The following is a 26,918-nucleotide window of genomic DNA, read 5'->3' as shown; positions in this document are numbered from 1 at the left end:
GTGAGCAATAAAATTGACGCGCTACATCAGCAGCTCGCACAACGCATTATGGTGTTGGATGGCGGCATGGGCACCATGATCCAGAGCTACCGGCTGGAGGAAGACGATTTTCGCGGCAGCCGTTTTGCTGACTGGCCCTGCGATCTCAAAGGCAATAACGATCTGCTGGTGTTGAGTCAACCGGCGGTGATCCGCGAGATCCACAACGCTTATCTGGCCGCGGGTGCAGATATTCTCGAAACCAATACCTTTAATGCCACATCGATTGCGATGGCGGATTACCAGATGGGAAGTCTATCGGCGGCGATCAATTTCGAAGCGGCCCGACTGGCGCGAGCCTGCGCCGATGCGTGGACGGCAAAAACGCCGGATCGTCCGCGTTATGTCGCGGGCGTTCTCGGCCCCACCAACCGCACCTGCTCGATCTCACCCGACGTCAATGATCCCGCGTACCGTAACGTTACCTTTACTCAGCTGGTGGAGGCGTACCGCGAATCGACGCGCGCGCTGGTGGAGGGAGGGGCTGACCTCATCATGATAGAAACGGTATTTGATACGCTGAATGCCAAAGCAGCTATCTATGCGGTACAGACCGAAATGGACGCGCTGGGGGTGGCGCTGCCGCTGATGATCTCCGGCACCATCACCGACGCTTCCGGCCGGACGCTCTCCGGCCAGACCACCGAAGCCTTTTACAACTCTCTCCGTCATGCCGAACCACTCTCTTTTGGCCTGAACTGCGCGCTGGGACCGGATGAGCTGCGTCAGTATGTGGCGGAATTGTCGCGCATCGCCGAGGGCTATGTTACTGCCCATCCCAATGCCGGGCTGCCCAACGCGTTCGGCGAATACGATCTCGATGCTACGCTGATGGCGCAGCAGATTGGGGAATGGGCCACCGCCGGTTTCCTGAATATTATTGGCGGCTGCTGTGGTACCACGCCGCAACATATTGCGGCCATGGTCGCGGCGGTTGAAGGCGTTGCGCCGCGTCAGTTGCCAGCGATACCGGTGGCCTGTCGTCTCGCCGGTCTGGAGCCGCTGAACATCACCGCAGAATCACTGTTTGTTAACGTCGGTGAGCGCACCAACGTTACCGGCTCGGCAAAATTTAAGCGACTGATTAAAGAAGAGAAGTACCACGACGCGCTGGAAGTGGCGCTGCAGCAGGTGCAAAGTGGTGCGCAGATCATCGACATTAATATGGATGAAGGCATGCTCGACGCCGAAGCAGCGATGGTGCGTTTTCTGAATCTGATCGCCGGCGAACCCGATATTGCCCGCGTGCCGATCATGATCGACTCCTCAAAATGGGCGGTGATTGAGAAAGGGCTGCAGTGCATTCAGGGCAAGGGGATCGTGAACTCGATTTCGATGAAAGAGGGTGAAGCGGCCTTTATCCACCATGCGCGTCAGGTCCGGCGTTACGGCGCGGCGATGGTGGTCATGGCGTTTGACGAAGTGGGGCAGGCAGATACCCGCGCCCGTAAAATTGAGATTTGCCGCCGTGCCTACCAGATCCTCACCGAACAGGTTGGTTTCCCGCCGGAAGATATCATCTTCGATCCCAACATCTTTGCGGTTGCCACCGGCATTGACGAACACAACAACTATGCCATGGATTTCATCGGGGCCTGTGAAGATATCAAACGTGAACTGCCCCATGCGCTGATCTCCGGCGGCGTCTCCAACGTGTCGTTTTCATTCCGTGGCAATGATCCGGTGCGTGAAGCGATACACGCGGTCTTCCTCTATTACGCCATCCGTAACGGCATGGATATGGGCATCGTCAACGCAGGCCAGCTGGCCATCTATGACGATCTGCCGACAGAACTGCGCGACGCGGTAGAGGATGTCATTCTTAACCGGCGGGATGATGGCACCGAGCGGCTGCTGGCGCTGGCGGAGAAATACCGTGGCGGCAAAAGCGGTGGCGCGCAGGAAAAACAGCTCGCCGAATGGCGCAGCTGGGACGTGGTGAAGCGGCTGGAGTATTCGCTGGTCAAGGGGATCACGGAGTTTATCGAGCAGGATACCGAAGAGGCGCGCCAGCAGCTACCGCGCCCAATAGAAGTAATCGAAGGCCCGCTAATGTCCGGCATGAACGTGGTCGGTGACCTGTTCGGCGAAGGCAAAATGTTCCTGCCGCAGGTGGTGAAATCGGCGCGCGTGATGAAGCAGGCGGTGGCGTATCTGGAGCCGTTTATCGAAGCCAGCAAAGAGGCAGGGTGCAGCAACGGTAAAATCGTGCTGGCGACGGTCAAAGGCGATGTACACGACATCGGCAAGAACATTGTCGGCGTGGTGTTGCAGTGTAATAACTACGAAATTATCGACCTGGGCGTAATGGTACCGGGCGAGAAGATTCTCAAAACGGCGCACGAAGTAAATGCAGACATCATCGGCTTATCCGGTCTGATCACGCCGTCGCTGGATGAGATGGTCAACATGGCGAAAGAAATGGAGCGTCAGGGCTTTACCTTACCGCTGCTGATTGGCGGCGCAACGACCTCTAAGGCGCATACTGCCGTCAAAATTGAGCAGCACTACAGCGGGCCGACGGTCTATGTGCAGAATGCTTCACGCACCGTTGGCGTGGTGTCGTCGCTGCTCTCCGCCACATTAAAAGACGATTTTGTCGCCCGAACGCGCAAAGCGTACGAAACCGTGCGCATCCAGCATGCACGTAAAAAGCCGCGGACGCCGCCGGTCTCGCTGCAGGCGGCGCGCGATAATGCCACGTCGATTGACTGGGAGAGCTATACACCGCCAGTGCCGCATCGCCCTGGTGTCAGTCAGGTGGAGGCCAGCATTGCCACGCTGCGCAACTATATCGACTGGACGCCGTTCTTTATGACATGGTCGCTGGCAGGCAAATATCCCCGTATCCTGGAAGATGAGGTCGTCGGTGAAGAGGCGCAGCGCTTGTTTGCCGATGCCAATGCGATGCTCGACAGATTAAGTGAGCAGTCCCTGCTGAAGCCGCGTGGTGTGGTCGGTATTTTTCCGGCCAACCGGGTTAGTGATGATATCCATATCTACAGTGACGAGCGGCGCGATGAAGTGTTGTGTGTGAGTCACCACTTACGTCAGCAGACCGAGAAAACTGACTTCGCCAATTACTGTCTGGCGGATTTTGTTGCCCCGAAAACTTCCGGAAAAGCGGATTACCTCGGCGCGTTCGCAGTGACTGGCGGACTGGAGGAGGATGCGATGGCGGAGGCCTACGATCGTCAGCACGATGACTACAACAAGATCATGGTGAAAGCGTTGGCTGACCGTCTGGCGGAAGCCTTTGCCGAATATCTGCACGAGCGGGTGCGCAAAGTGATTTGGGGTTTTGCGCCCAACGAAAATCTCAGCAATGAAGAGCTGATTCGGGAAAATTATCAGGGGATACGTCCGGCACCAGGCTATCCGGCCTGTCCTGATCACACCGAGAAAGCCGCCATCTGGCGTCTGCTGGCGGTGGAAGAACAGACCGGCATGAAACTCACCGAATCCTTTGCCATGTGGCCGGGCGCGGCAGTTTCCGGCTGGTACTTCAGCCATCCTGACAGCCGCTATTTTGCCGTGGCGCAGATCCAGCGTGACCAGGTGGAAGATTATGCGGCACGTAAAGGGATGTCGGTCACGGAAGTGGAGCGCTGGCTGGCGCCGAATCTCGGCTACGACGCGGACTAAATAAAAAAGCGGCCAGAGGGCCGCTTCAGACTGCTGACAAATCCAGCTCCGGTTAAATCTGGCAGCAATGAAGAAACTCAACGCGCAGGGAACACGGTCAGAGGAGGAAAGCGTCCCGCGCCAGGGACGGCGCGGGACGAGCGGCCAGGGATGGCATTAGCGCCTTTCCGATCTAACCGGGTTCCCTGAGCAGGCGCGATCTCATTGCTATGCTTTGCTTCAGGCGTATGCTCCCCTCGCTTTACGTCTGGCAGCCGCCTGAATGTGGCCGCCTCTGCTTAGTTAAAGCGCGCGTCGCGATCGGACGTCAGATCATACAGCTGGTACTTGCGACCCAGCATCTGACCGCCATCACGCGTCAGTGGCACCCAGTTCACCTGCGCGCGACCGCGCGTTGGCGTCACGGTGAACAGATCCATTGGGATGGAGATATAGAAGCCTTTGGTGAAGTCGCCTTCGCCATACTCTTCAGACGAGACGTTGGTTTTGGTGGCATAGACACCGACCATCACACCGCTGTCAAAGCGCTTCGACACATCGACCGTCACACCTTTATCTTTTGCCAGATACTGACCGACGCTGGCTTTCACCAGCACATCCTGCATAAACCACGGCCGCCAGTAACCCGTCAGGTTGCCGGTTGACGCTTTATAGCGGTTAAACTGCATCATGTTGTCCCAATCACGCTGACGGACGTAGTTGGCATCAACGCCCACCGCCCAGTTAGCATCGACCGGACGATAGAGCAGCTCGCCGCCCACGCCGCCGTACATCGTCTCCAGATACCCGCCGTAGACCTGACCATAGAAGCCGTTACCGAGGTGGCCCATATAGTTCGCCTGCAGATCGTTGACGTAGACATTGTTCTCAACATAGTCACGGATATGGGTACGCACGCGCGGCAACGACGAGTCAGCCGGTGCGCCGTTGTAGTTGAACTTGTCGTAGTTGTTGGCGAGGTTACCAAATAGACTGCCACCCACCAGCAGGTGATCCGTTAACCAGTAATCAGCGTTGGCCATTACGCCGACCTGATACATATAGAAGCTTTCCGGGCCGCCCACCGACTGGTTCAGCACCGGTGACAGGCTGTAGTTCAGGCGATCTTTACGGATAAACATCCCCTGTTCGGTGTTACCCGGATCGACCGGCTCTTTGCGGGTCTGTTGCAGCGACTGCTCATGGCCCAGCGGATAACCTTCCAGATTGTTACGCAGGCTGGCAACCTGCGTCTCTGTGGTGACCTGCGGCATATTAAAGCGCGACTCGGTGACATTGATGGTGTCGATGCCGTCCGGCAGATGGTTCATGATGATACGGTTAGCGCGGTCTACCCCTTCACGGGTATCGCGATACTTCGTCTGCTCGCCCGACACATACAGCGTGTGACCCTGGGTCTGAATACGCGGACCATCAAGACCGGCATTGTATTTCAGGTCGGTCAACTGCGTTCCCACTACCGTCGGCTCAAGCAGTTGCGGTTGCGGTTGCGGATTATAGGCCGGCTTCGCGTTATCGATATGCGCCTGTCGCAGATCATTGAAGTTGGTTCGAATGGTGACACCAAACATAAAGGTGTTACCGCGTTCGTAGCTGGCGTTAATATCAGCCCAGTCAGTCACACGATAAATCGCCCCGACATTGAGCTTGCTGCGCTGCTCAAGGCGGCCAGCAAAATCATTCTGGTAGTCGTTGCCCTCATACTCCATTTTAAGGCGCAGCGGCTGCCAGGGCGTCTGATACTCTACGCCGCCGAACAGCGCCGTCGGACCGTGGAACATCTGCGATCCATTGATTGAACCCGCTTCGCCCACTTGCGGACGCTGGCAATAGCTGTCGCTGTATGAGCAGAAAGGGTTCTTCACCGTGCCGCTGTTGCCGAGATAACCCCAGCCGAGACCCAGGGTAAAGTCGAACGGTCCCCAGGCTTTAGTCGCCACCAGATATTCGCTGTCGAACAGGCCGGTACCGCCGAGATCGCGGGTTCCCACTGCCACTTCGGGCAACCAGAAGCCTTCCTGCCACAGACGCAGTTTCAGGTCGAAGGCTTTATCTTTATAGCTCTGCGTGCCGCTGAACTCTGAGACCGCACTGTACTGACGGGTCCGCACGTCGGTATAACGCACGGTGGTCTCCAGCCACGGAAAAAGCTGCAATGACGCAGAGTAGTATCGGTACTGATCGTTGTCGCGCGCGTTGAGACTAAACTCGCCCTCTTTGGCCATGCGTGCCGTCGGCACCTGCATCAGACCCACGCCGCCGAAATCGGATTGTGAAGGCCCTACCGGCGCAGGCCAGGTATCTGCCTGTGCCTGACAGGCGGCCGCCACGGAAACAGCCAACAGGCTGAAGAGATAACGTTTTTTCATCAGTCTGGTATCCGGTGAGTCAGTACGGAAAGGATGCGATCGTTGAGGTCTTCATAGCTGCCTGGCAGGCTCCATGACGAAAAGCCGAGCCAGATAATGCTGCCTGGTTCCACTTCCGCATGGCGATGATTCCAGTAAGCAACCGGCACCTGCTGTGTGGCGCCCGAAGGGGCAATCACCGTGACAAAATTGCGTTCTGCCCCGGAGAGTGACGGGTGACCATCCAGATAGTCGCGTACTGATTTACCCGGTTGCCAGCTCACCTTGCCTGTGCCGCTTAGTGCGCCGAGCAGCAGCACAGAATCGGATGGTGCCTGCAGATAGAGGTCATAGCTGCCTTCCAGCCGACGGTTGTCAGCGGGATGCAGACGGATCCAGTCCGGGTCGAGCGAAGTGAACTGGCGACCTGCCACGTTGATAGCGCTCAGCTGGCGGATCACCTCATCAATGGCTGCGGCCCGATCGCCACTGCTGTCGGCACGCCAGGCACGTAATGCGCCCAGTGTCTGTTGATAGTGCTGCTGTGCGACCGCGCTGGCGCTGCGCTCGGCAATAAACGTACTGCGCCAGTCAGTGTTGACCTGCAGTGGCGGCAGTGTCACCAGCTGCGACAGATCCGCGACCTGGCTCAGCTCAGCCTGACCACCGTTGTGCGGTGCATGGACGATAACCTGCGCAGTCGCCTGCGCTTCTGCGACGCTGAACAGGCTCAGCCCGGCCAGCAAAATAGTAAGTTTTTTCATGATTTCGCCGGCTTCAGAATAGTGATATCGACAGGGAAGGCATCAGCCGCCAGCATCTGATGGGCCTGCACCACATCACCGCTGCTGTTGTCGATCCAGAAGGTGTTTTCCCACTCGCGGTTACTGCTGTCGATGCTTACCTGCTCATGCCAGACGCGGCAGGGAATGCGGTTGCCCGCCACGGTCAGCACTTCGTCGGTGCCGCGCTGGAAGGTGGAGCGCACGGTCGCGCCGCGCACCTTGCCCTGCTCGGTCCACTGCACAATGCGGGTCCAGCCTGCGTCATTGCTGATATGCAGGCTGTCAGCAAGCGGATCCTGTTGCAGATTGCTGACGCTCAGCAGGTTATCCGGTAAGCCCAGGGTTTTAACCAGGCGGCCGTGCTGTGTCACCAGCATCGCCTGATCCTGAGTCACCCATTTCTGCTGACCCTTCTCGCTGTAGCCCAGCACCACAAAAATGCGCGGACCTTCATTCAGACGAGCATAGAGACTGGCATAGGGAAGATTGTTGACCTGTTGATCGGTGACGGTCACGTCATCCGGACCGTTAACCGCGAGCAGCAAAGTCTGTTCAAGACCTTTTTGCGTTTGTGTACAGGCCTGCAGCAGCAGGCAAGCGAGCAGCAGAGGAAGTTGGCGCACTGTGTGTCCCTGATAAGTCATGCCAAAGTAAAAATAACCACACAGGCGTGTGGTTATGTTTAAAGGTGCTCTGCCCGTCCCGTCTGGCTGCAAAGCGGCAGACTACGTTGCGTTGCTGAAACCCTCACCGTAGTCAGTTTTTCAGCCTCGCCCGTGGGTCACCGATCAGTAATCAGACGCGTATCGGGCATCCATCAACGAGTGGTGCTCGTCGTGGTCGTGGTTGTTGTACCGGTATTTGCACCGTCACCACCGCCAGAAGCGGCAATGCCGAGCCCGACCAGCGCGCCAAGTGCGCCGATACCGACAGCGGTGGAAGTGCCGGACGAGATTGCTCCCGCCTGCGCGCCTGCTGCGGTACCTGCTTCACCTGCTTCCTGTGGCGCAGCAAATGCGCTGGAAGAAGCGGCAACGAGGATCAAGGCTGCACCGGCAACCATAGTTTTTTTCATAATAACGTTTCCTGCATTGAGTGAATGAAGGATCTCTGTCCGCTGACAATGCGACGCAGTCAGACTGCGGCAAAATCGACGGACAGTCCCATTGCGGGCGCGTTCAGTATAGGGCAACAAAATACCAGAGTTCAGCACCAGAAAAACCAGGGTGAAGGGTGGGGTGAACGCGTAATTTAATAAGCTGGATTGGGGGTAACTGCTTTTTATATCGGAATATTTCGGGCTGATGCCAGATATTTCGCTGCTGGCGAGACAATTGCAAAGCGTAATGTTCTTTTTTATTTATATCTGGTACGGAATAAGAATTATCAGAATTTACTTAGAGAAGCTGAAATTAAATATGATTATGAATCAACAACTAACCCTTCATATCTCCTGTTTTTAGATCCACGCAATACTGCATATAGACCTTTTTAATGTATCGATGTTCAGAATTATCTTAGGTTATTTTAGGACTTTTCCCGCGTCGGAGTGAATCTCTGAATCGATAAAGAGTCCAATCAGGCGTTAAAATAGCCAAAAAAAGGCGGCAAAGTTGCCGCCCGATTAATTTAACACCGGTTAACGCCAGGATTTATAGCGGTTAATTAAGGCATTGGTGGAACTGTCATGGGTGGTAATGTCGTCCTCATTTTCCAGTTCCGGCAGAATACGGTTCGCCAGCTGCTTACCTAATTCCACGCCCCACTGATCGAAGGTGAAGATGTTCAGGATGGCACCCTGAGTGAAGATTTTGTGCTCATACAGGGCAATCAGGGCGCCCAGGCTGTAGGGGGTAATCTCACGCAGCAGAATAGAGTTAGTCGGGCGGTTACCTTCAAAGACCTTGAACGGCACGATATGGGCCACCGACTCTGCAGATTTACCGGCCTCGGTAAACTCTTTCTCTACGGCTTCGCGTGACTTACCAAACGCCAGCGCTTCGGTCTGGGCAAAGAAGTTAGAGAGCAACTTCGGATGGTGATCCGCGAGCGTATTATGGGTAATGGCCGGGGCAATAAAGTCACACGGAACCAACTTGGTTCCCTGATGTATCAGCTGATAAAACGCATGCTGACCATTGGTGCCGGGTTCGCCCCAGATGATTGGGCCAGTCTGGTAGTCCACCGGATGACCGTCCCGATCCACATATTTGCCGTTTGACTCCATATTCCCCTGCTGGAAATAGGCGGCAAAGCGGTGCATGTACTGGTCGTAAGGCAGAATCGCTTCGGTTTCAGCACCAAAGAAATTGTTGTACCAGATACCAATCAGCGCCAGCAGCACCGGCAGGTTTTGCTCAGCCGGGGTGGATGCGAAGTGCTGGTCCATGGCATGTGCGCCGCTCAGCAGTTGTTCGAAGTTATCGAAACCAATAGAGAGAATGATCGACAGCCCAATCGCTGACCACAGTGAATAGCGGCCGCCAACCCAGTCCCAGAATTCAAACATGTTGTTGGTGTCGATACCGAATTCACCCACCGCTTTGGCGTTGGTCGACAGCGCAGCAAAGTGTTTCGCAACATGCTGCTGGTCACCCGCCGTTTTCAGGAACCAGTCGCGTGCGCTGTGGGCGTTGGTCATGGTTTCCTGGGTGGTGAAGGTCTTCGATGCCACCAGGAACAGGGTGGTTTCCGGGCTGAGATCTTTCAGCGTTTCGGCGATGTGGGTGCCGTCAACGTTGGAGACGAAATGCATGTTCAGATGGTTTTTGTACGGGCGCAGCGCTTCCGTCACCATAAACGGGCCGAGGTCGGAGCCGCCGATACCGATATTCACCACGTCAGTGATCGCTTTACCGGTATAGCCTTTCCATTCGCCGCTGATAATGCGCTCTGAAAAGCCTTTCATCTTGTCCAGCACCGCGTTGACGTCTGGCATCACATCGTTGCCATCCACCCGAATCGGCGTATTACTTCGGTTACGCAACGCAACGTGCAGCACCGCACGATCTTCGGTGCGGTTAATCTTCTCACCCGAGAACATAGACTTAATGGCACCGCTCAGATCGGTCTCTTTTGCCAGTGCCTGTAACTTATCGAGGGTTTCCTGGGTGATGCGGTTTTTGGAAAAATCCACCAGCATCTGATCATCAAAGGTGGCAGAGAATTTGGCAAAACGATCGGCATCCTGGGCGAACAGATCGGCAATTTCTACCGATTTCATCTGCTCAAAATGCTGTTGCAGCGCTTTCCAGGCTGCGGTTTGTGTCGGATTGATATTTTTCATGGCAACACTCTTGTTGATATTAAGAACCGTCATTCCATCGGGGGCACATCGTACCCATTTAGCATTTCAGTATGACCACAGTTGTATCTGAAAGGAAAAATTTTGTCAGCGCGACCCGGGCAGGCGATCTGAACGCCGCTGTTTATCGTCAGCATTCACTGGTGCGAACAGCCAGCGGGTCGAAGAAGCAACGCGCGGCACAGTGTGACGCGAAAGTCTGCGCAAAACGTTGTGCCTTATCAGGGATTGCTGCAGGTGCTGAACCCATTAAGCACTGTAGCCGCTGTAATACAGCGTCATTTGCTTTCTGATGCGGCTCTGCGGTCATCGCTGACATTGACAGCAGGTCCAGAAAAGGCTAGATCTATGCGCCTACTTGCGCACCTGTGCGCAAGCCAGAAGAGGCGCGTCGCCCAGGCAGTGTGTTGGAGGAACCGTATCCGGTGAAAACACATGATGGGGAGCGACGCCGAGGTGGGTCAGCACGCGGTGTGTTGCCTGTCGGCTACAGGGGCTGAATCCTCTGGGTTGTCACCAGAAACGTCTGCAGTCGACGTTTCGCAAGGTGGGGCGCTTCTGGGTGACTCGTCTATCTGATCTGGTCTGCCCGTTTCTGCTCTTTCCTTGTGCCTGGCTGAAAGAATGTTTCTCGACCCTTTCATCGGCGAGAACAAGATAACCTGACACGAGGTCCTACATGTCTCAAACACTGATTGTGGCAAAATTCGGCGGCACCAGCGTAGCCGATTTTGAAGCGATGAACCGCAGCGCCAATGTGGTGTTGCAGGACGCCAGTACGCGTCTGGTCGTACTCTCCGCCTCGGCGGGCATTACCAATCTGCTGGTTGCGCTGGCTGAAGGCCAGCAGGCTCCCCAACGCGCTGTTCTGCTTGATGATATCCGCCGTATCCAGTATGCCATTATTGATCGCCTGCAGCGTCCGGATGTGATCCGTGATGAGATCGATCGAATGATCGACAATATCAGCATGCTCTCAGAAGCCGCTTCACTGGCAACCTCGAATGCCCTGACCGATGAACTGGTCAGCCACGGTGAGCTGATGTCCTCACTGCTGTTTGTTGAAATTCTGCGTGAACGCCAGGTGAATGCGGAGTGGTTTGATGTCCGCAAGGTGATGCGTACCGATGACCGCTTTGGCCGGGCAGCCCCGGACGTGAAGGTGCTGGCGGAGCAGGTGACAGCGCAGTTAGAGCCGCGGATTGAGCAGGCACTGGTGATTACGCAGGGTTTCATTGGCAGTGAAAGTGAAGGGCGCACCACCACCCTGGGACGGGGCGGCAGTGATTACACCGCTGCGCTGCTGGGTGAAGCGCTGAACGCGGCTCGCGTGGATATCTGGACTGATGTACCGGGCATCTACACCACCGATCCGCGCGTGGTGCCGACGGCGAAGCGTATTGATGAAATTACCTTTGAAGAAGCGGCTGAAATGGCGACGTTCGGCGCAAAAGTGCTGCATCCGGCGACGCTGCTGCCGGCTGTACGCCGTGGTATTCCGGTATTCGTCGGTTCCAGCAAGGATCCGGCTGCGGGGGGAACCCGCGTCTGCAACGAAACCCGCAACCCGCCGCTGTTCCGGGCGCTGGCTTTACGCCGTAAGCAGACGCTGTTGACGCTGCACAGTCTTAACATGCTGCATACGTTTGGTTTCCTCGCCGAACTCTTCAACATTCTGGCGCGTCATAACGTCTCTGTTGACCTGATCACCACCTCCGAAGTGAGCGTGGCGCTGACCCTGGATACCACCGGCTCGACCTCAACCAGTGCCAGCCTGCTGACTCAGGCTTTGCTGACTGAACTCTCGTCGCTGTGCCGGGTAGAAGTGGAAGAAGATCTGGCACTGGTGGCGATTATCGGCAACCAGCTATCAAAAGCCTGCGGCGTCGGCAAAGAGGTATTTGGTGTACTCGATCCGTTCAACCTGCGGATGATTTGCTACGGTGCCAGCAGCTACAATCTCTGCTTCCTGGTGCCGGGCAACGATGCTGAAAGCGTGGTACGTACGCTGCATCGCAATCTGTTCGAGTAAGTTTGTCTGCCCTTCAGGCCGCGTCAGCGCGGCCTGAAAAGCGGAAAAAAGGGTCATATCTGCCTGCTCCCTTCCTGGTACGCTATTCCCGAAAAATTAATTTAATGCGAGTGGCTGGTGCGTTTAATTAGTAAGGTGCAACCCGTTTCTCTGCGCATTTCGTGTACTTGTCTTCCTGATTGTGATCATGGAGGCCACCAGTGAGCGCGCGCCGAAAGGCTTTGCGCCGATCGCGATTAGTCTGGCGTTAACGCTGAACCACCTGATCAGCATTCCGGTGACTAACACCCCGGTTAACCCGGCACGCAGTACCGCGGCGGCCCTGTTCAAGGGTGACGGGCCGATCGCTCAGCGGTGAATGCTCTGGTTGATGCCGATTATCGGCACCGCGATGGGGGGTTTGATCTACCGTGGTTTACAGGAAAAAGCAGCGTAATTTCACCAATATTCAGTGGATTGGCAGCAGTCAATCCGCATTTTCCCGCCACGCCCTATCTTCGCCTTACGTCATGATAATGAAATGTTATGATCCCGTCCTCGTCACGGCAGTCGTTTCTGCATGGCGACTCTCTATGGCAACTCTGCATAAAACATAACATTCTTATAAGGAAGTCTGGCTATGCTCGCCACCTTAACCCGCCTGTTCCCGCTTTGGGCCGTGCTGTTATCTGTCGCCGCTTATTACTCTCCAGGTATGTTTCTCGGCATCGGTCCCTGGGTCACTTATCTGCTGATGCTGATTATGTTCGGCATGGGTGTGACCCTGAATATTGACGATTTTAAACGGGTGCTGACCCGGCCTGCGCCGGTGATTGCCGGAACTTTTCTGCACTATCTGGTGATGCCTTTAGCCGCCTGGGGGCTGGCAAAACTTTTTCATATGCCGCCCGATCTGGCAGCAGGTATGATTCTGGTCGGCAGCGTTGCCAGCGGTACTGCCAGCAACGTCATGATCTATCTGGCGAAAGGGGATGTGGCGCTGTCGGTAACGATCTCGTCAGTCTCCGCACTGGTGGGGGTATTCGCTACGCCGTTACTGACCCGCCTTTATGTTGATACCCACATTCAGGTTGATGTGGCTGGCATGCTGCTAAGCATTGTGAAGATCGTGGTGATCCCGATTAGCCTCGGGCTGATCATTCATCACGGCATGAACAATGTGGTTCGCCGGGTAGAACCCTGGCTGCCTGCGTTTTCGATGGTCTGCATTCTGCTGATCATCAGCGCGGTGGTGGCAGGCAGTCAGGGCTTTATTGGATCGGTCGGCCTGATGGTGATCGCGGCGGTGATTCTGCATAACGCGATTGGCCTGCTTGGTGGCTACTGGGGCGGTAAGCTGTTTGGCTTCGATGAGTCAACCTGCCGTACGCTGGCGCTGGAAGTCGGAATGCAAAACTCCGGTCTGGCGGCAACGCTGGGCAAACTCTACTTCTCACCGCTGGCGGCTTTGCCAGGCGCGCTGTTCTCGGTATGGCACAACCTGTCAGGTTCACTGCTGGCAGGTTACTGGTCCGGGAAGCCGATTAAGAAGAAATAGCATCGCTGGCGCGTGAGTACGTTGCGCCAGCTGTTCGCGTTGTCGCGCCGGAAACTCATTGCTCCGGCGCGGCAGGGGATTCAGTCTTTCACGTCTCTACTCATAATCACGTTCATCGTCGGGCTGCTCCAGCACGGTATAGGCCACGCTGCAGAACAGTGAATTCAGGCGCTTCATGTCGCCGAGTAAACCGAGATGTAGCGAACTGGTCTCAATACTTTGCACGTTCTGCTGATGCAGGCGGTCAACGTGAGTGTGAGAGTAGCGGCGAATCATCAGACGGAAGCGATGCTTAGCGCGGCGCAGCCGTTTGGCACTGGTGACATCGTGCGACAGAAACACCGACAGACTCATTCTGAGGTTGGCAATTAACAGCTCGTGTAGCCCCTCCAGCTCTTTTAGTCCCTCGGCAGAAAATGCGCGGCCCGCTGCCAGCGACTTGTCAGCGACATCGCCGCTCATCCGCTCAATGATGTCGCCGGCCTGCTCCAGATTAAGCGACATCTCAATGATTTCGCCCCAGCGACGTGAATCCTCTTCGGGCAGATCCTCTTTCGGCATTCGCGCCAGATAGAGTTTGATAGCGGTATAGAGCACATCGACATCATCATCCAGCCGTCGCACCGTGCGTTCCTCGCGGGATTCGCCATGCACCACTTTGTTAAATGCCTCCAGCATCTGCTCCAGCACGTCACCCATGCGCAGCGCTTCGCGGGCGGCGTTGACCAACGCGAGTGCCGGGGTGTCGAGCGCACTGCGATCAAGGTGCTTCGGCTTGAGGTGCATTGCATTGTCCACGTCGTCGGCGATCAGACGACGGCAGAGGCGCGCCATGAGGTCAGCAAACGGCACCATTGCCACGCAGCGAATCAGGTTGTAAAACACATGGAAGAAAATCACTAACTCTTCGTCGTTGACCGGCAGCTTATCGAGCCACGTCGCCACAATATTGACAAACGGCAGGATCAGCACGCAGCCGATCAGCTTGAAAAGCAGGCTGCCGAGCGCCACGCGTTTGCCCGCCGCATTTGAGCCGCTGGCGTTAATCATCGCCAGCAGGCCGCTACCGAGATTGGCACCAATCACCAGACAGAGTGCCACCTTGAACGATATCACGCCGGTGGCGGTCAGCGTCGCGGTGATCAACACCGCAGCCAGGCTGGAGTAACTGATAATGGCGAACACGGCACCCAACAGCGCATCAAGCATCACGTCGCCGGTCAGACTGGAGAAAAGCACCTGGACACCGGCGGCCTGGGTAATCGGGCGAGCCGCTTCGACAATCAGCTGCAGCGCCAGCAGTATCAGGCCCAGGCCGATACTGGCGCGGCCTAACTGACCGGCGCGGGTCTGCTTGCGGCTGAGGAAAAACACGACGCCAAAAAAGATAAACAGCGGTGAGAGCCAGGAGAGATCAAACGTCAGGATACGCGCCATAATGGCGGTACCGACATCCGCGCCAAGAATCACCACCAGGGCGGGCGTGAGGCTGACCAGATTCTGCGCCACAAAAGAGGTCACCAGCAATGTGGTGGCGTTGCTGCTCTGCACCAGCGTAGTCACGCCAATGCCCGCCAGAAATGCCATCGGTTTTTTTTCGATGCTACGGCTCAGGACGCGGCGCAGATCGGCACCGTAGACCCGCATGATGCCGGTTCGCACAATATGCGTGCCCCAGACCAGCAGGGCTACTGCAGAGAGTAAATTAAGCAGGGTTAACACGGGGTGTTGCTCCTCGATTGTCAGGCTCAAAGCACAGACTGCCAGCCTGACGGAAAGAGCAATCTGTGAAGGCGATTGCCGTGCGATGCGTGATTTTTTCCTGTGTTTTAAGCCACCTGGCGCAAAGTCGACATCTCTAATTGTAGACCAATCTTCCTGCCAGCGGGATGCAAATCCGCCGCAGATCGGTTAAGCACATCAACCGAAAGCTCCACGTCATGTGCCCGGATACGATAACGGATCACGTTGCCCAGCAGGCTGTGGCTAATGATTTCCGCAGGAATGCCCAGGCCCGGCGCAGTGAACAGCATCGATTCAGGGCGAATTGCCACCTGGCTGTGAAAAGGCTGGCCGGTCAGCCGCGTCGCCTGCGCAGCGCTCAGCAGATTGTAGTTGCCAATAAATCCGGCGGCAAAGAGATCGACCGGCTGGGTATAGAGCGCTTCGGCGTCGCCGTTCTGCACGATTTTACCCCGGTTCATGAGCACGATGCGATCGGAAAGCGTCAGCGCCTCCTCCTGATCGTGGGTGACGAAAAGGGTGGTGAGGTTCAGCTCACGCTGGATGCGCCGGATTTGATCGCGCAGATGGCGACGAATACGTGCATCCAGTGCCGACAGGGGCTCATCCAGCAGCAGCAGACGCGGACGCGTCACCAGCGAACGCGCCAGCGCCACGCGCTGACACTGCCCGCCCGACAACTGATGCGGATAACGGCGCGCATAGTCGTTGAGTTCGACCAGCTCCAGTACCTCCAGTACCCGCTGGCGAATCTGCGCGTCGGGTAGTTTCTGCATCTTCAGGCCAAACGCGACATTCTTCTCCACCGTCATGTTGGGAAACAGCGCATAGCTCTGGAAAACCATGCCGATGGCGCGCTTTTGCGGGGCCAGCGGTACGATATCTTTGCCCTCCAGCCTGATTTCGCCGCTGTCGACCCCGGTTAATCCAGCCAGACAGCGCAGCAGCGTCGATTTACCGCAGCCGCTGGGGCCGAGCAGGGTGATGAATTCCCCTTCCGCCGCGCTGAAATCGATCTGCTCAAAAATGGTTGTCGGTCCATACGACTTGTTCAGTTCTCTGACCTCAAGGAAACTCATATTTATCCTCGTTCGGGATTCAGGGCGTTGGCCAGCCAGGTGACCAGCAGCACCACAAAGAAGTAGGAGATCACCAGCGCGCTGGTGAAGTGACCGCTGCCGTTGCGCATGTTGAAGAGGTAAACCTGCAGGGTTTCATAACGGTTGCCAACCAGCAGGTTAGCGAAGACAAATTCGCCAATCAGAAAGGAGAAAGAGAGCAGTACGGCAATCAACATCCCTTTACGCAGGTTGGGCAATACCACCCACAGCGCCGCCTGCCAGGTGCTGGCACCCAGCAGCTGCGCGGCATCAATCAGCTCTTTGAGATTGATGGCCTGCATATTGTTCGCCAGTGCCCGGTAGATAAAGGGCAATGCGATTGTGAAATAACAGCCGATCAATATCCACGGTGTACCGGTCAGCATCAGGGGTGAGGAAGAGTAGAGTTGCAGTAATCCCACTGACGACACCACCGGCGGCACGGCAAACGGCATCAGGATCAGGATGTTCATCACCGCATCCAGCCCTGGATAATAGTAAGCGATTACAAACATGGCAGGCAGCACCAGCAAAAGCGAGAACAGTAGTGCGCCAAAGCAAATCAACAGTGAATGGGCCAGCGCCGTGAGAAAACGCGGGTCGCGCCAGAGCTGCATGAACCACTTCAGGCTATAGCCCTGCGGCAGAATGGTGTTACTCCAGTCGGACGACAGTGCATAGAGTAGCGTGGCCAGCAAAGGCAGCACCAGCAGGGTAAACAGTAACGCGACCATGATTCGGTGATAGAGGTGCTCAGCACGTGACATGGCAGTTCCTTTCATGGCTGTTTAGCATTGAGATAGCTGCGGCGCACCAGATGCTGCTGCACCAGGGTGATCAGCGCCATAATCGCCACCAGCAGCATCGCCAGCGCGCTGCCGGTGTGAGGGTCCAGTGAGATATCGCCGGAAACCAGGGCGGCGATGCGCACCGGCACCACGTTGAAATTACCGGTGGTCAGGGCGTAAATGGTGGCATAAGCGCCCAGCGCATTCGCCAGCAGGATCACAAAGGTACCGAGCAGTGCCGGAAACAGAATCGGCAGGCCGATGTGCCTCCAGTAGCGCCAGCGACTGGCACCCAGTAGCGCAGCGGACTCCTGCCACTCTTTTTTCAGCCCGTCGAACGCCGGGTAGAGTAGTAACACGCCCAGCGGGATCTGGAACCAGGTGTAGACCAGCACCATGCCGTTGCGCGAGAAAAGTCTGAAGCTCTCAACCAGACCATAATGGCGCAGCAGCAGTGTCAGGCAGCCATTCAGCCCCAGCAGAATCACAAAGGCAAACGCCAGTGGGACACCGGCAAAATTGCTGGTCATGTTGGTAAAGGAGATGAGAAAGCGCTGCAGTCGTCCGCCGCCGAGCTGATGGAGCGAATAGCCGGTGACCAGTGCAATCAGTAATCCATAGAGGCTTGACCAGAGCGAAATATCCAGCGAAAAGCGAAACGCCTGCTGGTAAAAGGGGGAGGTGAGAATGTCGTGATAGTTATCCCAGCCCCACTGGCTGTTCATCTCACTCCAGAAGCTGTTGATGGCGATCCATAACAGCGGTGCCAACTGAAAGGCGACCCAGAACAGCGTGAAAGGGAACAGCAGCAGCAGTGCGAATCCTTTTCCTCTCATCTCTGTGGCTCCACCAGCAGCCCGCGACAGACCGGCTTGTCATGCGCCACCTCAAGCAGTTCACACAGGGTGCCACACAGATCGGTCTGCTGCGGCGCAAGGTCAGGCTGTAACGAGAAAGCGCGGCCAAAGACAAACAGCGGTACCGTTGTCTCCTCCGGCAGAATACCGCCGTGGGAACGATCGTCATTCATGCCGTGATCGGCGGTTATCATTACCTGGTAGCCCCCGGCCAGCCATAAGGGCATCCACTGCGACAGCAGGCCGTCGGCGATGCGCGCCCGGTTGCGGTACTGTGGCGAGGAGAGGCCGGATTTATGACCGGCATCGTCGATGTTCATGGGGTGAATCAGCAGAAAATCGGGATCGTGACGCAGCCGCAGGCTCTCTGCATCTTCAAACAGATGTGAGTCGGGATAGCTATCGTCAGAATAAAAATGGCCGTACTGAATCGGCAGGTCCGGCGCGTCAGTGTGGCGATCGCGCGCCGGGACGAACGGTGTGCGGTTATAAAGCTCACTCACCCAGTGGTAGGCCGCCGCCGCCGTGGTCAGGCCCGCCTCTCGCGCAAAGTGAAACACGCTGCGCTCGCGACTCAACCGGCTGACGCCGTTATGAATAATGCCACTTCTGACCGGCGGAACACCGGTAAGAATACACTCATAAAGCGGGCGTGACAGCGACGGTAATTCACAGGTCATACGGTAATAGAACCCGTTGCCCTGCGAACATTCGGCATGCAGGTAACCCATTGCATGTTGTGCGACCTGATTGCTCAGGCCGTCCAGCACTACCAGGATGGTCTTCATTCCGTTCTCCCTGCCGCGAATTACTGCTGCATGTTGATGATGACGTTTTCCTGCCACAGACGCGGCAGCATTTTCGATGATTTATCCCAGGCAGCCTGATCCTTAACCGGACGGGCATTTTTATATTCCGATTGCGGCAGCAGGTGAGCCTGAACGTCTGCTGGCAACGTCAGATGCTCGGCACGGATCGGGCGTGCATAGCCTTTCGCCAGATTAATCTGTCCCTGGTCGGAGAAGATATATTCGCGCGACAGTTTGGCGGCGTGAGGGTGTTTCGCATACTTGTTGATGATTGTGGTATAGCCGGATGTCACGGAGCCGTCAGACGGGATCACCACTTCGTAGCGGTTTTTGTCGATCTGGTCACGGTAATTAAGGGCATTAAAGTCCCACACCACCGCCATCTGCACTTCGCCTTTTTCAATGTTGGCAATCACCGGATCGGTGACGCCGAGACGACCCTGTTTTGCCAGATCGGCAAAGAAAGTCAGCGCGGGTTTCAGGTTCTTTTCATCGCCGCCTAAGGCATAGTTTGCAGCCAGAACGCCATTGGCTGCCTGAGCTGCCACGCCGACGTCACCGATAGTAACCACATACTTACCTTTCTTCAGATCGGCCCAGCTGTGGGGGATATCTTTGACCTGTTGTTTGTCGATCAGAAAGGCGATGGTGCCGGTATAGGCCAGCGCCCAGTGACCCTCTTTATCTTTGGCCCAGGCCGGAATTTGCTCCCAGTGAGTCGGTTTATAGGGCTGGGTCACACCTTTGGCGACCGCGATCGGGCCAAAGGCGGCGCCTACGTCACCGATATCCGCGCTGGCGTTCTCTTTCTCCGCATCGAATTTCGCCAGTTCCTGCGCTGATGACATATCGGTATCGCTGTGCTTAAGGCCATATTTGCTGCTGATGTCATTCCAGGTACCTTTCCAATTGGCCCAGCTGTCCGGCATCCCGACGCTGTTGACCTGGCCTTCACTGCGCGCCGCTTTTTCGAGCGCGGCGAGATCGTTATCGGCGGCCTGCGAAACGGGCAGGGTGAGCACGACAGCACTGGCTACTACAGAGGCGATAAACGCTTTCATCTCAGTTGCTCCGGGTGTAAGTTGATGGGCCTGGCTGGTCTAGTCCAGCAAGAACCGAGCCAATGTAGCCCCTGCATATGAACGGTTTATGACAGGGCACGCTGTGCGGGGAATGGGCGATGAAAGACGCGGCCCGTTCGCCCGTTACAGGCGCGTTTACCTGAACAGTATGAGTGCGGAGTCGCACCAAAATGAGGCTACTGTCGTGGGGTTGATAGCACTCAAAACGGCGGATGCGATCGCCAGCGTACTGCGGTCGCGCATTCAGGCCGGTGAGTTTAGCGGCGGGCGACTGCCGGCGGAGCGTGCCTTAAGCGAGGCGTTTAGCACCACCCGGATTACCCTGCGGGAAGCGCTGGGCAAGCTGGAGGCTCAGGGGATGATCTACCGGGAACTCCGTCGCGGTTGGTTTATTGCGCCGCCGCGGCTGATCTACAACCCGCTGCATCACAGCCACTTTCATGCCATGGCGACGGAGCAGGGACGGCAGGCGACCACCGAGGTCATAGCTGCCGAACAGGTAGCGGCGCACGACAGCATAGCGACAGCGTTGTGGCTGCCCCCTGGTTCGGCGGTGTACTGCATCCGCCGCCTGCGGCGCATCGATGGGCGTGCGGTACTTTATGTTGAACACTACCTTAATCCGCATTTTTTCCCGGGTCTGCTCGATGAAGATCTGACTCGCTCCCTGACCGATCTCTATGACCAGCGTTACGGCATTCGTTACGGCGGGGCGCGCTTCACGATTTTGCCCGGTCCGTTGCCGGAGATCGCCGCACCCACGCTGAATGTAGCCCCTGGCAGCCCCGGTTTGCTGATCACCCGCATCAATCGCAATCAGCAAAAAGAGGTGATTGATTGCGACTGTGAATACTGGCGTTACGATGCGCTCTGTGTGGATGTGGAGGCCTGATGAGTTATTGTGATTTGCGTCACACTCGCGCATGATACCGCGCGCTAATAACTCCTTTTCTAAGGTGCAACATGAGTGACAAAAATCCTTTGGCCCGCCACCTTGCAACGGTACTGCAATGGGTGCTGAATCTGGGTCTGCTGAGTCTGGCAATCATCCTGGTTGTCTTTTTAGGCAAAGAAACTATCCATCTGGCAAACGTGCTGTTTAACACCGGCGAACAGGCATCCTCCTATCTGTTGATTGAGGGAATAGTCATCTATTTCCTCTACTTTGAATTTATTGCTTTGATTGTTAAGTATTTTCAGTCTGGCTATCACTTTCCGCTGCGCTATTTTGTCTATATCGGTATCACGGCAATTATCCGCCTGATTATCGTCGACCATAAAAATCCCTTCGATACGCTTTGCTACTCTTCGGCGATTCTGATTCTGGTGGTCACCCTGTGGCTGGCAAACAGCAACCGGCTGAAACGCGAGTAATCCTCTTGCCGTCTTTCACGACGGCAGGTGTTCGCATCGCGTCTCTGCGCTAAACTACCGACCTGAAAATGATTGGGAGTGGTGCTATGTCGCAAGACGCGCTCAGCTTATTACGTGCGCTCAACTGGCTTTCTCCGTCGCAGGCATCGCTTGCGCCACCATTGCTCGACTGGCTAATGGAGGAAGATTCAATGACGCGCCGTTTTGAACAGCATTGTCAGCGGGTTACAGTGCAGCCGCTGCGTGAAGGCTTTATTGACGCCAGCGAATTGAATGGTGAAAAGGGGTTGTTGCCAGACGATGAACGCTTCTGGCTGAGGGAAGTGCTGCTGTTCGGCGACGATCAGCCCTGGCTGGCTGGCCGCACGCTGGTGCCGGAAAGCACGCTCAACGGGCCAGAAGCGATGCTGCAACAGCTGGGAACCCGTCCTCTGGGTCGCTATCTCTTCTCCTCTTCGACGCTGACCCGCGATTTTATTGAACCGGGGCAGGTGGAGGGATTGTGGGGACGGCGTTCACGCCTGCGTCTCTCCGGCAAACCGCTGCTGCTGACGGAACTGTTTTTACCGGCATCGCCGCTCTATCGCGATCTGGTCTGAGAGGGCTGTGGTGCAAAATAGCTTAAGTATGAATAAATGGCGGGCCTATACTCGCCTGATGCGCATCGATAAACCGATTGGCACGCTGCTGCTGCTGTGGCCAACGCTCTGGGCATTATGGCTGGCTGACATGGCAATCCCGCCGCTGCCGGTGCTGGCGGTGTTTGTTGCCGGCGTCATCGTGATGCGTGCGGCCGGTTGTGTCATCAATGACTACGCCGATCGCAAAGTAGATGGTCATGTCGAGCGCACGAAGCATCGGCCACTGGCCAGCGGTGCGGTGAGTGCAAAAGAGGCTAAGCTGCTGTTCGTGATACTGGCACTGGTGGCTTTTGCGCTGGTGCTGACCATGAACCTGATGACGATCATGCTCTCCGTGGTGGGGCTGGCGCTGGCTTGGGTTTATCCCTTTATGAAGCGCTATACCCATCTGCCGCAGGTGGTGTTGGGTGCCGCGTTTGGCTGGGCGATTCCCATGGCATGGTCCGCAGTTAGTGAGTCCTTACCTTTGGTTTGCTGGCTGATATTTATCGCTAACATCTGCTGGACGGTCGCTTATGACACCCAGTATGCGATGGTAGATCGGGATGATGATCTCAAAATTGGGGTGAAGTCGACCGCAATTTTATTTGGTCGCTTCGATAAGCTGATCATTGGCCTGCTGCAACTGGTGACCCTGCTGCTGATGGCGCTGGTAGGCATGATGCTGCATCTGAATAGCGCCTTCTACTGGACACTGTTGCTGGCTGCTGCGCTGTTTGTTTATCAGCAGAAGCTGATCGCCGGGCGCGAACGCCAGCCCTGTTTCCAGGCTTTCCTGAACAACAACTATGTCGGGATGGTGCTGTTTCTTGGCGTACTGATGAATACGCCGCCATTCAGCCAGCTGTTCTGACAGAGAGTTTCAGGCGCAAAAAGACTTGTTTAGCGGTCAGATCGAGTATGCGCAGGAAACACGGCCAGATCGGAAAGACGCAAAGGCCGCCTTCCCTGGCACGCTCGGCCTGCGGCTTTCGTGGCGCGGGACGCTTTCCTCCTGCCCGTGTTCCCTGCGTGTTGAGTTTATCTATTGCTATCAGATCCACCTGGAACGGCAGTTTCAGACATAAAAAAGGCGACCTCATGAGGTCGCCTTTTTACTGAGTACTGATCTCAGTCGTGAGCCACAGCAGTTTCAATTGTCATGCGGACATCACTGGTGACCAGATCAGCCAGAATGTGCCAGGTCGCCAGGGTCTGCGCGACATCGGCATCACCGCTGTCGCTGATATACCCTTCATTGCGCAGTGTCAGCACCAGCGAGGTAAAAACCGCTTTGTCGAAGAACTCCGGTGCATTAATACCGTGCAGCACCGACAAACGCTGTGCCAGGGTCCGGCTCTCTTTCTCAAGCGTGCCACGGTTAATCGTCGGCTTGGCACTGAGGATGGAGAACGTAATGGCATAGCGCTGCAACGTTTCACGCACACCGGCTGCCAGCAGTTGTAGCGTGCGATAGCGCGCAGCGGTAAAGCGCAACTCACCCGCTTCGAGCGAAATCAGGCCCTGACGCGCCAGCTCCTGACTCAGTTCAGTCAGCAGTTGTGGCAGTTCATCAGTCTGCCAGCGCAGAAAAAGCTCACTCTTCAGCATCGGGTAAATCAGGCTCACCTGGCGCAGCAGTTCAGCTTCGCTCAGCGTCTGATGCTGCTGAACAATGGCGGCAATCAGCGCCGGCATCACAAGCATGTGATGAATATTGTTGCGATAGTAGGTCATCAGCACCGCCTGCTCACGCGGCAGAATGATGATGTCGCCAATACTATCCTTTTCACTCTCAAACTTATTCATACCCATAGCGTGATCCAGCAGCGCTTCCGCTGAGAGATCGGGTACGGTCGCATTGGGCGAATAAGGCACATTGCGCAGCAACTGGGTATAGCACTCCAGTTGTTCAATCAGCTGTTCACGGGTTAGTGAGCGCTGACGTGACGCAAGCAGCGCTGTGACACAGAGGTTCATGGCGTTGGCTGCGCCCGCTTCATTGATCCGCACCATCAGGCTGGCGGCGATATCATTGACGGTCGGCGTTAACCAGTTTGGACGCTGCGGCTCAATCGGATCGATCGCGTCGCGCCATTCCGGTACCCGCTTGTTGAGATAGTTGACCAGCGGCAGGGGTTCACCAAAGTTTACGTAACCTTGTCCGAGATTGCGCAGCTTGCGTAAGCCGCGCACCATCTGCATGAAGCCCTCTTTCTCTTTAGCCGCGCCGCGCAATTCTTTGGCGTAAGTGCCCACTTCCATCACGTGCTCATAGCCGATGTAGATCGGCACCAGCGTGATCGGGCGATTTCCGCCGCGCAGCATCGCCTGAAGCGTCATGGCTAACGTGCCGGTTTTAGGATCCAGCAGGCGCCCGGTACGTGAACGGCCTCCTTCGACAAAGTACTCAACCGAATAGCCCCGGGTGAACAGCTCACCGAGATATTCGCGGAACACCGTGGCATAGAGCTTGTTGCCTTTAAAGGTACGACGAATAAAGAAAGCGCCCAGGCGACGGAAAATCGGGCCAGCTGGCCAGAAGTTGAGATTGATACCGGCTGCGATGTGCGGCGGCACCAGCCCCTGATGATAGAGCACATAGGAGAGCAGCAGATAATCCATGTGGCTGCGATGGCACGGCACATAGACAATTTCGTGGCCATCCTGCGCCAGCTGGCGAACTTTTTCGCCGCCATTGACGTTGATGCCCTGATAGAGACGACTCCAGAGCCAGCCCATCACACGGTCGGTGACGCGAATCGCTTCGTAGGAGAAGTTTGCGGCAATCTCCTCCATCATCTCGACGGCATTCTGCTGCGCTTTCTCATGAGAGATTTTTTTGCTGCGTGCTTCATCTTCAACTGCTTTTTCAATCGCTTTGGATTGCAGCAGACGATTAAACAGATCCTGACGTGCCGGCAAACGCGGGCCAATCGCTGCCATTCTCTGACGGGCAAAATGGATGCGTGCCACGCGGGCCAGCTTCTGAGCGATCGACTTATCCGTACCATGTTCCGTTGCCATGCGGCGTAGCGACACGGTAGGCGAGAAGCGGACAAAACTGTCTCGCCCATGCCAGATTACCGCAAAGAACTTCTGCACCCCGTTCAACACCCGCAGGTGTGGCGTTGCTTCGCCCTGAACTTCACGTCCTGGTGCGCGGCCAAACATCACGGTGACCGGCAGCATCTGAATATCCAGCGTAGGATTATTGCGATGCAGGTCGAGGTAATCGTGAAAGATTTTCACTGATTCAACGCTGGGCACAAAATAGGGAAATACGCGAGGACCATCGTGGATAAACACGTGGCGTGGCAGCAGTGAACCATCAATCTCCAGCGGCGTGAGCGGGTCGGGCAGATGATGCCGCAGGCACTGTGCGCGTAAAGTTAGTAAGTCAGCCTTCGAATCGTAAGGCAACACATACATAATAGGTCGGGTCGGATCCAGACCATGTTCAGACACGGGATCGGCCGGAATGGCCTTACTTTTTACCAAAAAGGAGAGTGGTAAATTAAGCAATTTGTAATAGAGTTTACGCCAACCTGACATAGACAACATGAAGCCTCTTGTTAGCAAAGCGCCGCAAGCATACCAGAAAGCGCAGCGAAGATCTGTGGTGGTGCCAATTGCACGCAGCCCAGACATTGACGTCAATCCGATGAAAGGGTTCCCACATCATGGCAAATAATGCCACCGGACTTATCAGAATAGTAAAAGCCGCAGGTTACTCCTGGCAGGGACTGCGTGCCGCCTGGCAACATGAAGCGGCGTTTCGCCAGGAAGCACTGGCCGCGCTGGCCGCTATTATTATTGCGTGCTGGCTGGATGTCGATGTGGTCTCCCGCATCCTCATGATTGGGTCGGTGGTGCTGGTGGTCATTGTCGAAATCCTCAATAGCGCCATTGAAGCGGTGGTCGATCGCATCGGTCAGGAACATCATCCGCTGGCGGGCCGGGCAAAAGACATGGGCTCGGCGGCGGTACTGATCAGCATCTTACTGGCTCTCTTTGTCTGGATCGCGCTGCTCTGGACACATTTGCGATAAGCCTTCCACAACGCGTCTGAGGACGCGTTTTCCCTGACAATCGGTTTCCATTTCGCCAATACCTGTATATACTCACAGCGACTGTATAAACAACCAGGGGGCGGGATGAAAGCATTAACCAGCAGGCAGCAGCAGGTCTATGACCTGATTCGCGACCATATTTCTTCAACGGGCATGCCGCCTACGCGGGCAGAGATTGCCGCGCAGCTTGGCTTCCGCTCGCCGAATGCGGCAGAAGAGCATCTGAAAGCGCTGGCGCGCAAAGGCGTCATTGAGATTGTTTCCGGTGCATCGCGCGGCATTCGTCTGTTAATGGAAGAAGAAGCCTCAGAAGGGCTACCGCTGATTGGCCGGGTTGCTGCCGGTGAGCCGATCATGGCGCAGGAACATATTGAAACCCACTACAAGGTCGATCCGGGCCTGTTTAAGCCTTCGGCTGACTTCCTGCTGCGTGTCAGCGGAATGTCGATGAAAGATATCGGGATTATGGATGGCGATCTGCTTGCGGTGCATAAAACCCAGGATGTGCGTAACGGCCAGGTTGTGGTTGCCCGCATCGATGATGAAGTCACCGTTAAACGCTGGAAAAAACAGGGCGCTATCGTTCATCTGTTGCCTGAAAACAGTGATTTTGACCCGATTGTGGTTGATACCCGTGCGCAATCACTGACCATCGAGGGTCTGGCCGTTGGTGTGGTACGCAACGGCGAGTGGCTCTGATTCTTATGCCAGCGTGCATTCGTCTTCTCTGATGCTATTCTGTCTGCCCTAATTTTGTCGCTGCCTCTTTTGCGCAGCGACAC

General features: G+C 56.0%; 21 protein-coding genes, 1 pseudogene and 1 riboswitch. Of the genes and pseudogenes, 10 read left to right on the top strand and 12 right to left on the bottom strand.

Annotated features, from left to right (window positions below):
- Positions 1 to 3,684 (top strand): methionine synthase, encoded by a 3,684-nt coding sequence (gene metH / locus WFO64_RS10835; RefSeq protein WP_337011540.1) that lies wholly within the window; start codon positions 1 to 3, stop codon positions 3,682 to 3,684.
- Between the two features lie 278 nt (positions 3,685 to 3,962).
- Here the strand turns inward: metH and WFO64_RS10830 are convergent, their stop codons facing one another.
- From WFO64_RS10830 to pgi, 5 genes are all read right to left on the bottom strand, one after another.
- Positions 3,963 to 6,053, bottom strand: coding sequence for a YjbH domain-containing protein (locus tag WFO64_RS10830; RefSeq protein WP_337011497.1), 2,091 nt, complete (start codon positions 6,051 to 6,053; stop codon positions 3,963 to 3,965).
- Complete coding sequence (locus WFO64_RS10825; protein WP_337011495.1) at positions 6,053 to 6,796, bottom strand: capsule biosynthesis GfcC family protein; 744 nt, start codon at positions 6,794 to 6,796, stop codon at positions 6,053 to 6,055. The genes WFO64_RS10830 and WFO64_RS10825 overlap by 1 nt, the downstream gene beginning before the upstream one ends.
- The gene (locus WFO64_RS10820; protein WP_337011493.1) at positions 6,793 to 7,440 is read right to left on the bottom strand and encodes a YjbF family lipoprotein; all 648 of its coding nucleotides are present in this window, start codon (positions 7,438 to 7,440) and stop codon (positions 6,793 to 6,795) included. The genes WFO64_RS10825 and WFO64_RS10820 overlap by 4 nt, the downstream gene beginning before the upstream one ends.
- A 194-nt stretch (positions 7,441 to 7,634) precedes the next feature.
- The gene (yjbE, locus tag WFO64_RS10815) at positions 7,635 to 7,892 is read right to left on the bottom strand and encodes an exopolysaccharide production protein YjbE (RefSeq protein ID WP_090963646.1); all 258 of its coding nucleotides are present in this window, start codon (positions 7,890 to 7,892) and stop codon (positions 7,635 to 7,637) included.
- Positions 7,893 to 8,456: 564 nt separating this feature from the next.
- Positions 8,457 to 10,103 carry a glucose-6-phosphate isomerase gene (gene pgi, locus WFO64_RS10810; RefSeq protein WP_337011487.1) on the bottom strand — a complete coding sequence of 549 codons (1,647 nt, stop codon included), beginning with the start codon at positions 10,101 to 10,103 and terminating at the stop codon, positions 8,457 to 8,459.
- A gap of 391 nt (positions 10,104 to 10,494) precedes the next feature.
- A riboswitch (Lysine riboswitch) is annotated at positions 10,495 to 10,687 on the top strand.
- A 113-nt stretch (positions 10,688 to 10,800) separates the two neighbouring features.
- Here pgi and lysC point away from each other — a divergent pair.
- The 3 genes and pseudogenes from lysC to panS all read left to right on the top strand — a co-directional run bounded on the left by lysC (position 10,801) and on the right by panS (position 13,690).
- The gene (lysC, locus tag WFO64_RS10805; RefSeq protein ID WP_337011486.1) at positions 10,801 to 12,153 is read left to right on the top strand and encodes a lysine-sensitive aspartokinase 3; all 1,353 of its coding nucleotides are present in this window, start codon (positions 10,801 to 10,803) and stop codon (positions 12,151 to 12,153) included.
- A gap of 172 nt (positions 12,154 to 12,325) precedes the next feature.
- A pseudogene (locus WFO64_RS10800) lies at positions 12,326 to 12,589 on the top strand (aquaporin); the annotation flags it as partial.
- A 183-nt stretch (positions 12,590 to 12,772) separates the two neighbouring features.
- Positions 12,773 to 13,690, top strand: coding sequence for a ketopantoate/pantoate/pantothenate transporter PanS (gene panS, locus WFO64_RS10795; protein WP_337011484.1), 918 nt, complete (start codon positions 12,773 to 12,775; stop codon positions 13,688 to 13,690).
- 96 nt (positions 13,691 to 13,786) lie between these two features.
- On the opposite strand, the gene WFO64_RS10790 is transcribed toward panS, so the two are convergent.
- From WFO64_RS10790 to WFO64_RS10765, 6 genes are all read right to left on the bottom strand, one after another.
- Positions 13,787 to 15,412: a Na/Pi cotransporter family protein gene (locus WFO64_RS10790; RefSeq protein WP_337011482.1), complete on the bottom strand. Its 1,626-nt coding sequence runs from the start codon at positions 15,410 to 15,412 to the stop codon at positions 13,787 to 13,789.
- 107 nt (positions 15,413 to 15,519) lie between these two features.
- Entirely contained in the window at positions 15,520 to 16,512 is a 993-nt protein-coding gene (locus WFO64_RS10785) for an ABC transporter ATP-binding protein (protein WP_337011480.1), read from the bottom strand.
- A gap of 2 nt (positions 16,513 to 16,514) precedes the next feature.
- Positions 16,515 to 17,300 (bottom strand): ABC transporter permease, encoded by a 786-nt coding sequence (locus WFO64_RS10780; protein WP_337011478.1) that lies wholly within the window; start codon positions 17,298 to 17,300, stop codon positions 16,515 to 16,517.
- A gap of 11 nt (positions 17,301 to 17,311) precedes the next feature.
- Complete coding sequence (locus WFO64_RS10775; RefSeq protein WP_337011476.1) at positions 17,312 to 18,157, bottom strand: ABC transporter permease; 846 nt, start codon at positions 18,155 to 18,157, stop codon at positions 17,312 to 17,314.
- The gene (locus tag WFO64_RS10770) at positions 18,154 to 18,966 is read right to left on the bottom strand and encodes an alkaline phosphatase family protein (protein ID WP_337011474.1); all 813 of its coding nucleotides are present in this window, start codon (positions 18,964 to 18,966) and stop codon (positions 18,154 to 18,156) included. Before WFO64_RS10770 ends, WFO64_RS10775 begins: the two co-directional genes overlap by 4 nt.
- A 20-nt stretch (positions 18,967 to 18,986) precedes the next feature.
- The gene (locus WFO64_RS10765) at positions 18,987 to 20,048 is read right to left on the bottom strand and encodes an ABC transporter substrate-binding protein (RefSeq protein WP_337011472.1); all 1,062 of its coding nucleotides are present in this window, start codon (positions 20,046 to 20,048) and stop codon (positions 18,987 to 18,989) included.
- Positions 20,049 to 20,253: 205 nt separating this feature from the next.
- Between WFO64_RS10765 and WFO64_RS10760 the strand changes: the two genes are divergently transcribed.
- The 4 genes from WFO64_RS10760 (at position 20,254) to ubiA (ending at position 22,937) form a co-directional block, all read left to right on the top strand.
- On the top strand, positions 20,254 to 20,961 hold the full coding sequence (locus tag WFO64_RS10760; protein ID WP_337011538.1) for a UTRA domain-containing protein: 708 nt from the start codon (positions 20,254 to 20,256) through the stop codon (positions 20,959 to 20,961).
- Between the two features lie 71 nt (positions 20,962 to 21,032).
- On the top strand, positions 21,033 to 21,443 hold the full coding sequence (gene psiE, locus WFO64_RS10755; RefSeq protein WP_337011470.1) for a phosphate-starvation-inducible protein PsiE: 411 nt from the start codon (positions 21,033 to 21,035) through the stop codon (positions 21,441 to 21,443).
- Positions 21,444 to 21,529: 86 nt separating this feature from the next.
- The gene (gene ubiC / locus WFO64_RS10750) at positions 21,530 to 22,042 is read left to right on the top strand and encodes a chorismate lyase (protein ID WP_337011468.1); all 513 of its coding nucleotides are present in this window, start codon (positions 21,530 to 21,532) and stop codon (positions 22,040 to 22,042) included.
- Between the two features lie 10 nt (positions 22,043 to 22,052).
- On the top strand, positions 22,053 to 22,937 hold the full coding sequence (ubiA, locus tag WFO64_RS10745; protein WP_337011466.1) for a 4-hydroxybenzoate octaprenyltransferase: 885 nt from the start codon (positions 22,053 to 22,055) through the stop codon (positions 22,935 to 22,937).
- 257 nt (positions 22,938 to 23,194) lie between these two features.
- Here ubiA and plsB read toward each other — a convergent pair whose 3' ends face one another.
- Entirely contained in the window at positions 23,195 to 25,618 is a 2,424-nt protein-coding gene (gene plsB / locus WFO64_RS10740) for a glycerol-3-phosphate 1-O-acyltransferase PlsB (protein ID WP_337011536.1), read from the bottom strand.
- A gap of 128 nt (positions 25,619 to 25,746) precedes the next feature.
- Between plsB and WFO64_RS10735 the strand changes: the two genes are divergently transcribed.
- Positions 25,747 to 26,115, top strand: a complete 369-nt coding sequence (locus WFO64_RS10735; RefSeq protein WP_337011464.1) for a diacylglycerol kinase — start codon at positions 25,747 to 25,749, stop codon at positions 26,113 to 26,115.
- 105 nt (positions 26,116 to 26,220) lie between these two features.
- Positions 26,221 to 26,835, top strand: a complete 615-nt coding sequence (gene lexA, locus WFO64_RS10730; RefSeq protein WP_010252231.1) for a transcriptional repressor LexA — start codon at positions 26,221 to 26,223, stop codon at positions 26,833 to 26,835.
- The last annotated feature ends 83 nt before the right edge of the window (positions 26,836 to 26,918 follow it).

It is taken from the genome of Pantoea sp. AS142 (assembly GCF_037152305.1).
Lineage (GTDB): Bacteria > Pseudomonadota > Gammaproteobacteria > Enterobacterales > Enterobacteriaceae > Pantoea.
This window is presented reverse-complemented; position numbering and strand designations above follow the sequence as displayed.

What these genes read in the sequence shown, in the direction of transcription:
- WFO64_RS10765 (WP_337011472.1), bottom strand. Translation starts at nt 20,048, where the DNA reads ATGAAAGCGTTTATCGCCTCTGTAGTAGCCAGTGCTGTCGTGCTCACC.
- plsB (WP_337011536.1), bottom strand. Translation starts at nt 25,618, where the DNA reads ATGTCAGGTTGGCGTAAACTCTATTACAAATTGCTTAATTTACCACTC.
- panS (WP_337011484.1), top strand. Translation starts at nt 12,773, where the DNA reads ATGCTCGCCACCTTAACCCGCCTGTTCCCGCTTTGGGCCGTGCTGTTA.
- lexA (WP_010252231.1), top strand. Translation starts at nt 26,221, where the DNA reads ATGAAAGCATTAACCAGCAGGCAGCAGCAGGTCTATGACCTGATTCGC.
- ubiC (WP_337011468.1), top strand. Translation starts at nt 21,530, where the DNA reads ATGTCGCAAGACGCGCTCAGCTTATTACGTGCGCTCAACTGGCTTTCT.
- WFO64_RS10825 (WP_337011495.1), bottom strand. Translation starts at nt 6,796, where the DNA reads ATGAAAAAACTTACTATTTTGCTGGCCGGGCTGAGCCTGTTCAGCGTC.
- WFO64_RS10830 (WP_337011497.1), bottom strand. Translation starts at nt 6,053, where the DNA reads ATGAAAAAACGTTATCTCTTCAGCCTGTTGGCTGTTTCCGTGGCGGCC.
- WFO64_RS10780 (WP_337011478.1), bottom strand. Translation starts at nt 17,300, where the DNA reads ATGTCACGTGCTGAGCACCTCTATCACCGAATCATGGTCGCGTTACTG.
- pgi (WP_337011487.1), bottom strand. Translation starts at nt 10,103, where the DNA reads ATGAAAAATATCAATCCGACACAAACCGCAGCCTGGAAAGCGCTGCAA.
- psiE (WP_337011470.1), top strand. Translation starts at nt 21,033, where the DNA reads ATGAGTGACAAAAATCCTTTGGCCCGCCACCTTGCAACGGTACTGCAA.
- WFO64_RS10775 (WP_337011476.1), bottom strand. Translation starts at nt 18,157, where the DNA reads ATGAGAGGAAAAGGATTCGCACTGCTGCTGCTGTTCCCTTTCACGCTG.
- WFO64_RS10735 (WP_337011464.1), top strand. Translation starts at nt 25,747, where the DNA reads ATGGCAAATAATGCCACCGGACTTATCAGAATAGTAAAAGCCGCAGGT.
- lysC (WP_337011486.1), top strand. Translation starts at nt 10,801, where the DNA reads ATGTCTCAAACACTGATTGTGGCAAAATTCGGCGGCACCAGCGTAGCC.
- yjbE (WP_090963646.1), bottom strand. Translation starts at nt 7,892, where the DNA reads ATGAAAAAAACTATGGTTGCCGGTGCAGCCTTGATCCTCGTTGCCGCT.
- WFO64_RS10770 (WP_337011474.1), bottom strand. Translation starts at nt 18,966, where the DNA reads ATGAAGACCATCCTGGTAGTGCTGGACGGCCTGAGCAATCAGGTCGCA.
- WFO64_RS10785 (WP_337011480.1), bottom strand. Translation starts at nt 16,512, where the DNA reads ATGAGTTTCCTTGAGGTCAGAGAACTGAACAAGTCGTATGGACCGACA.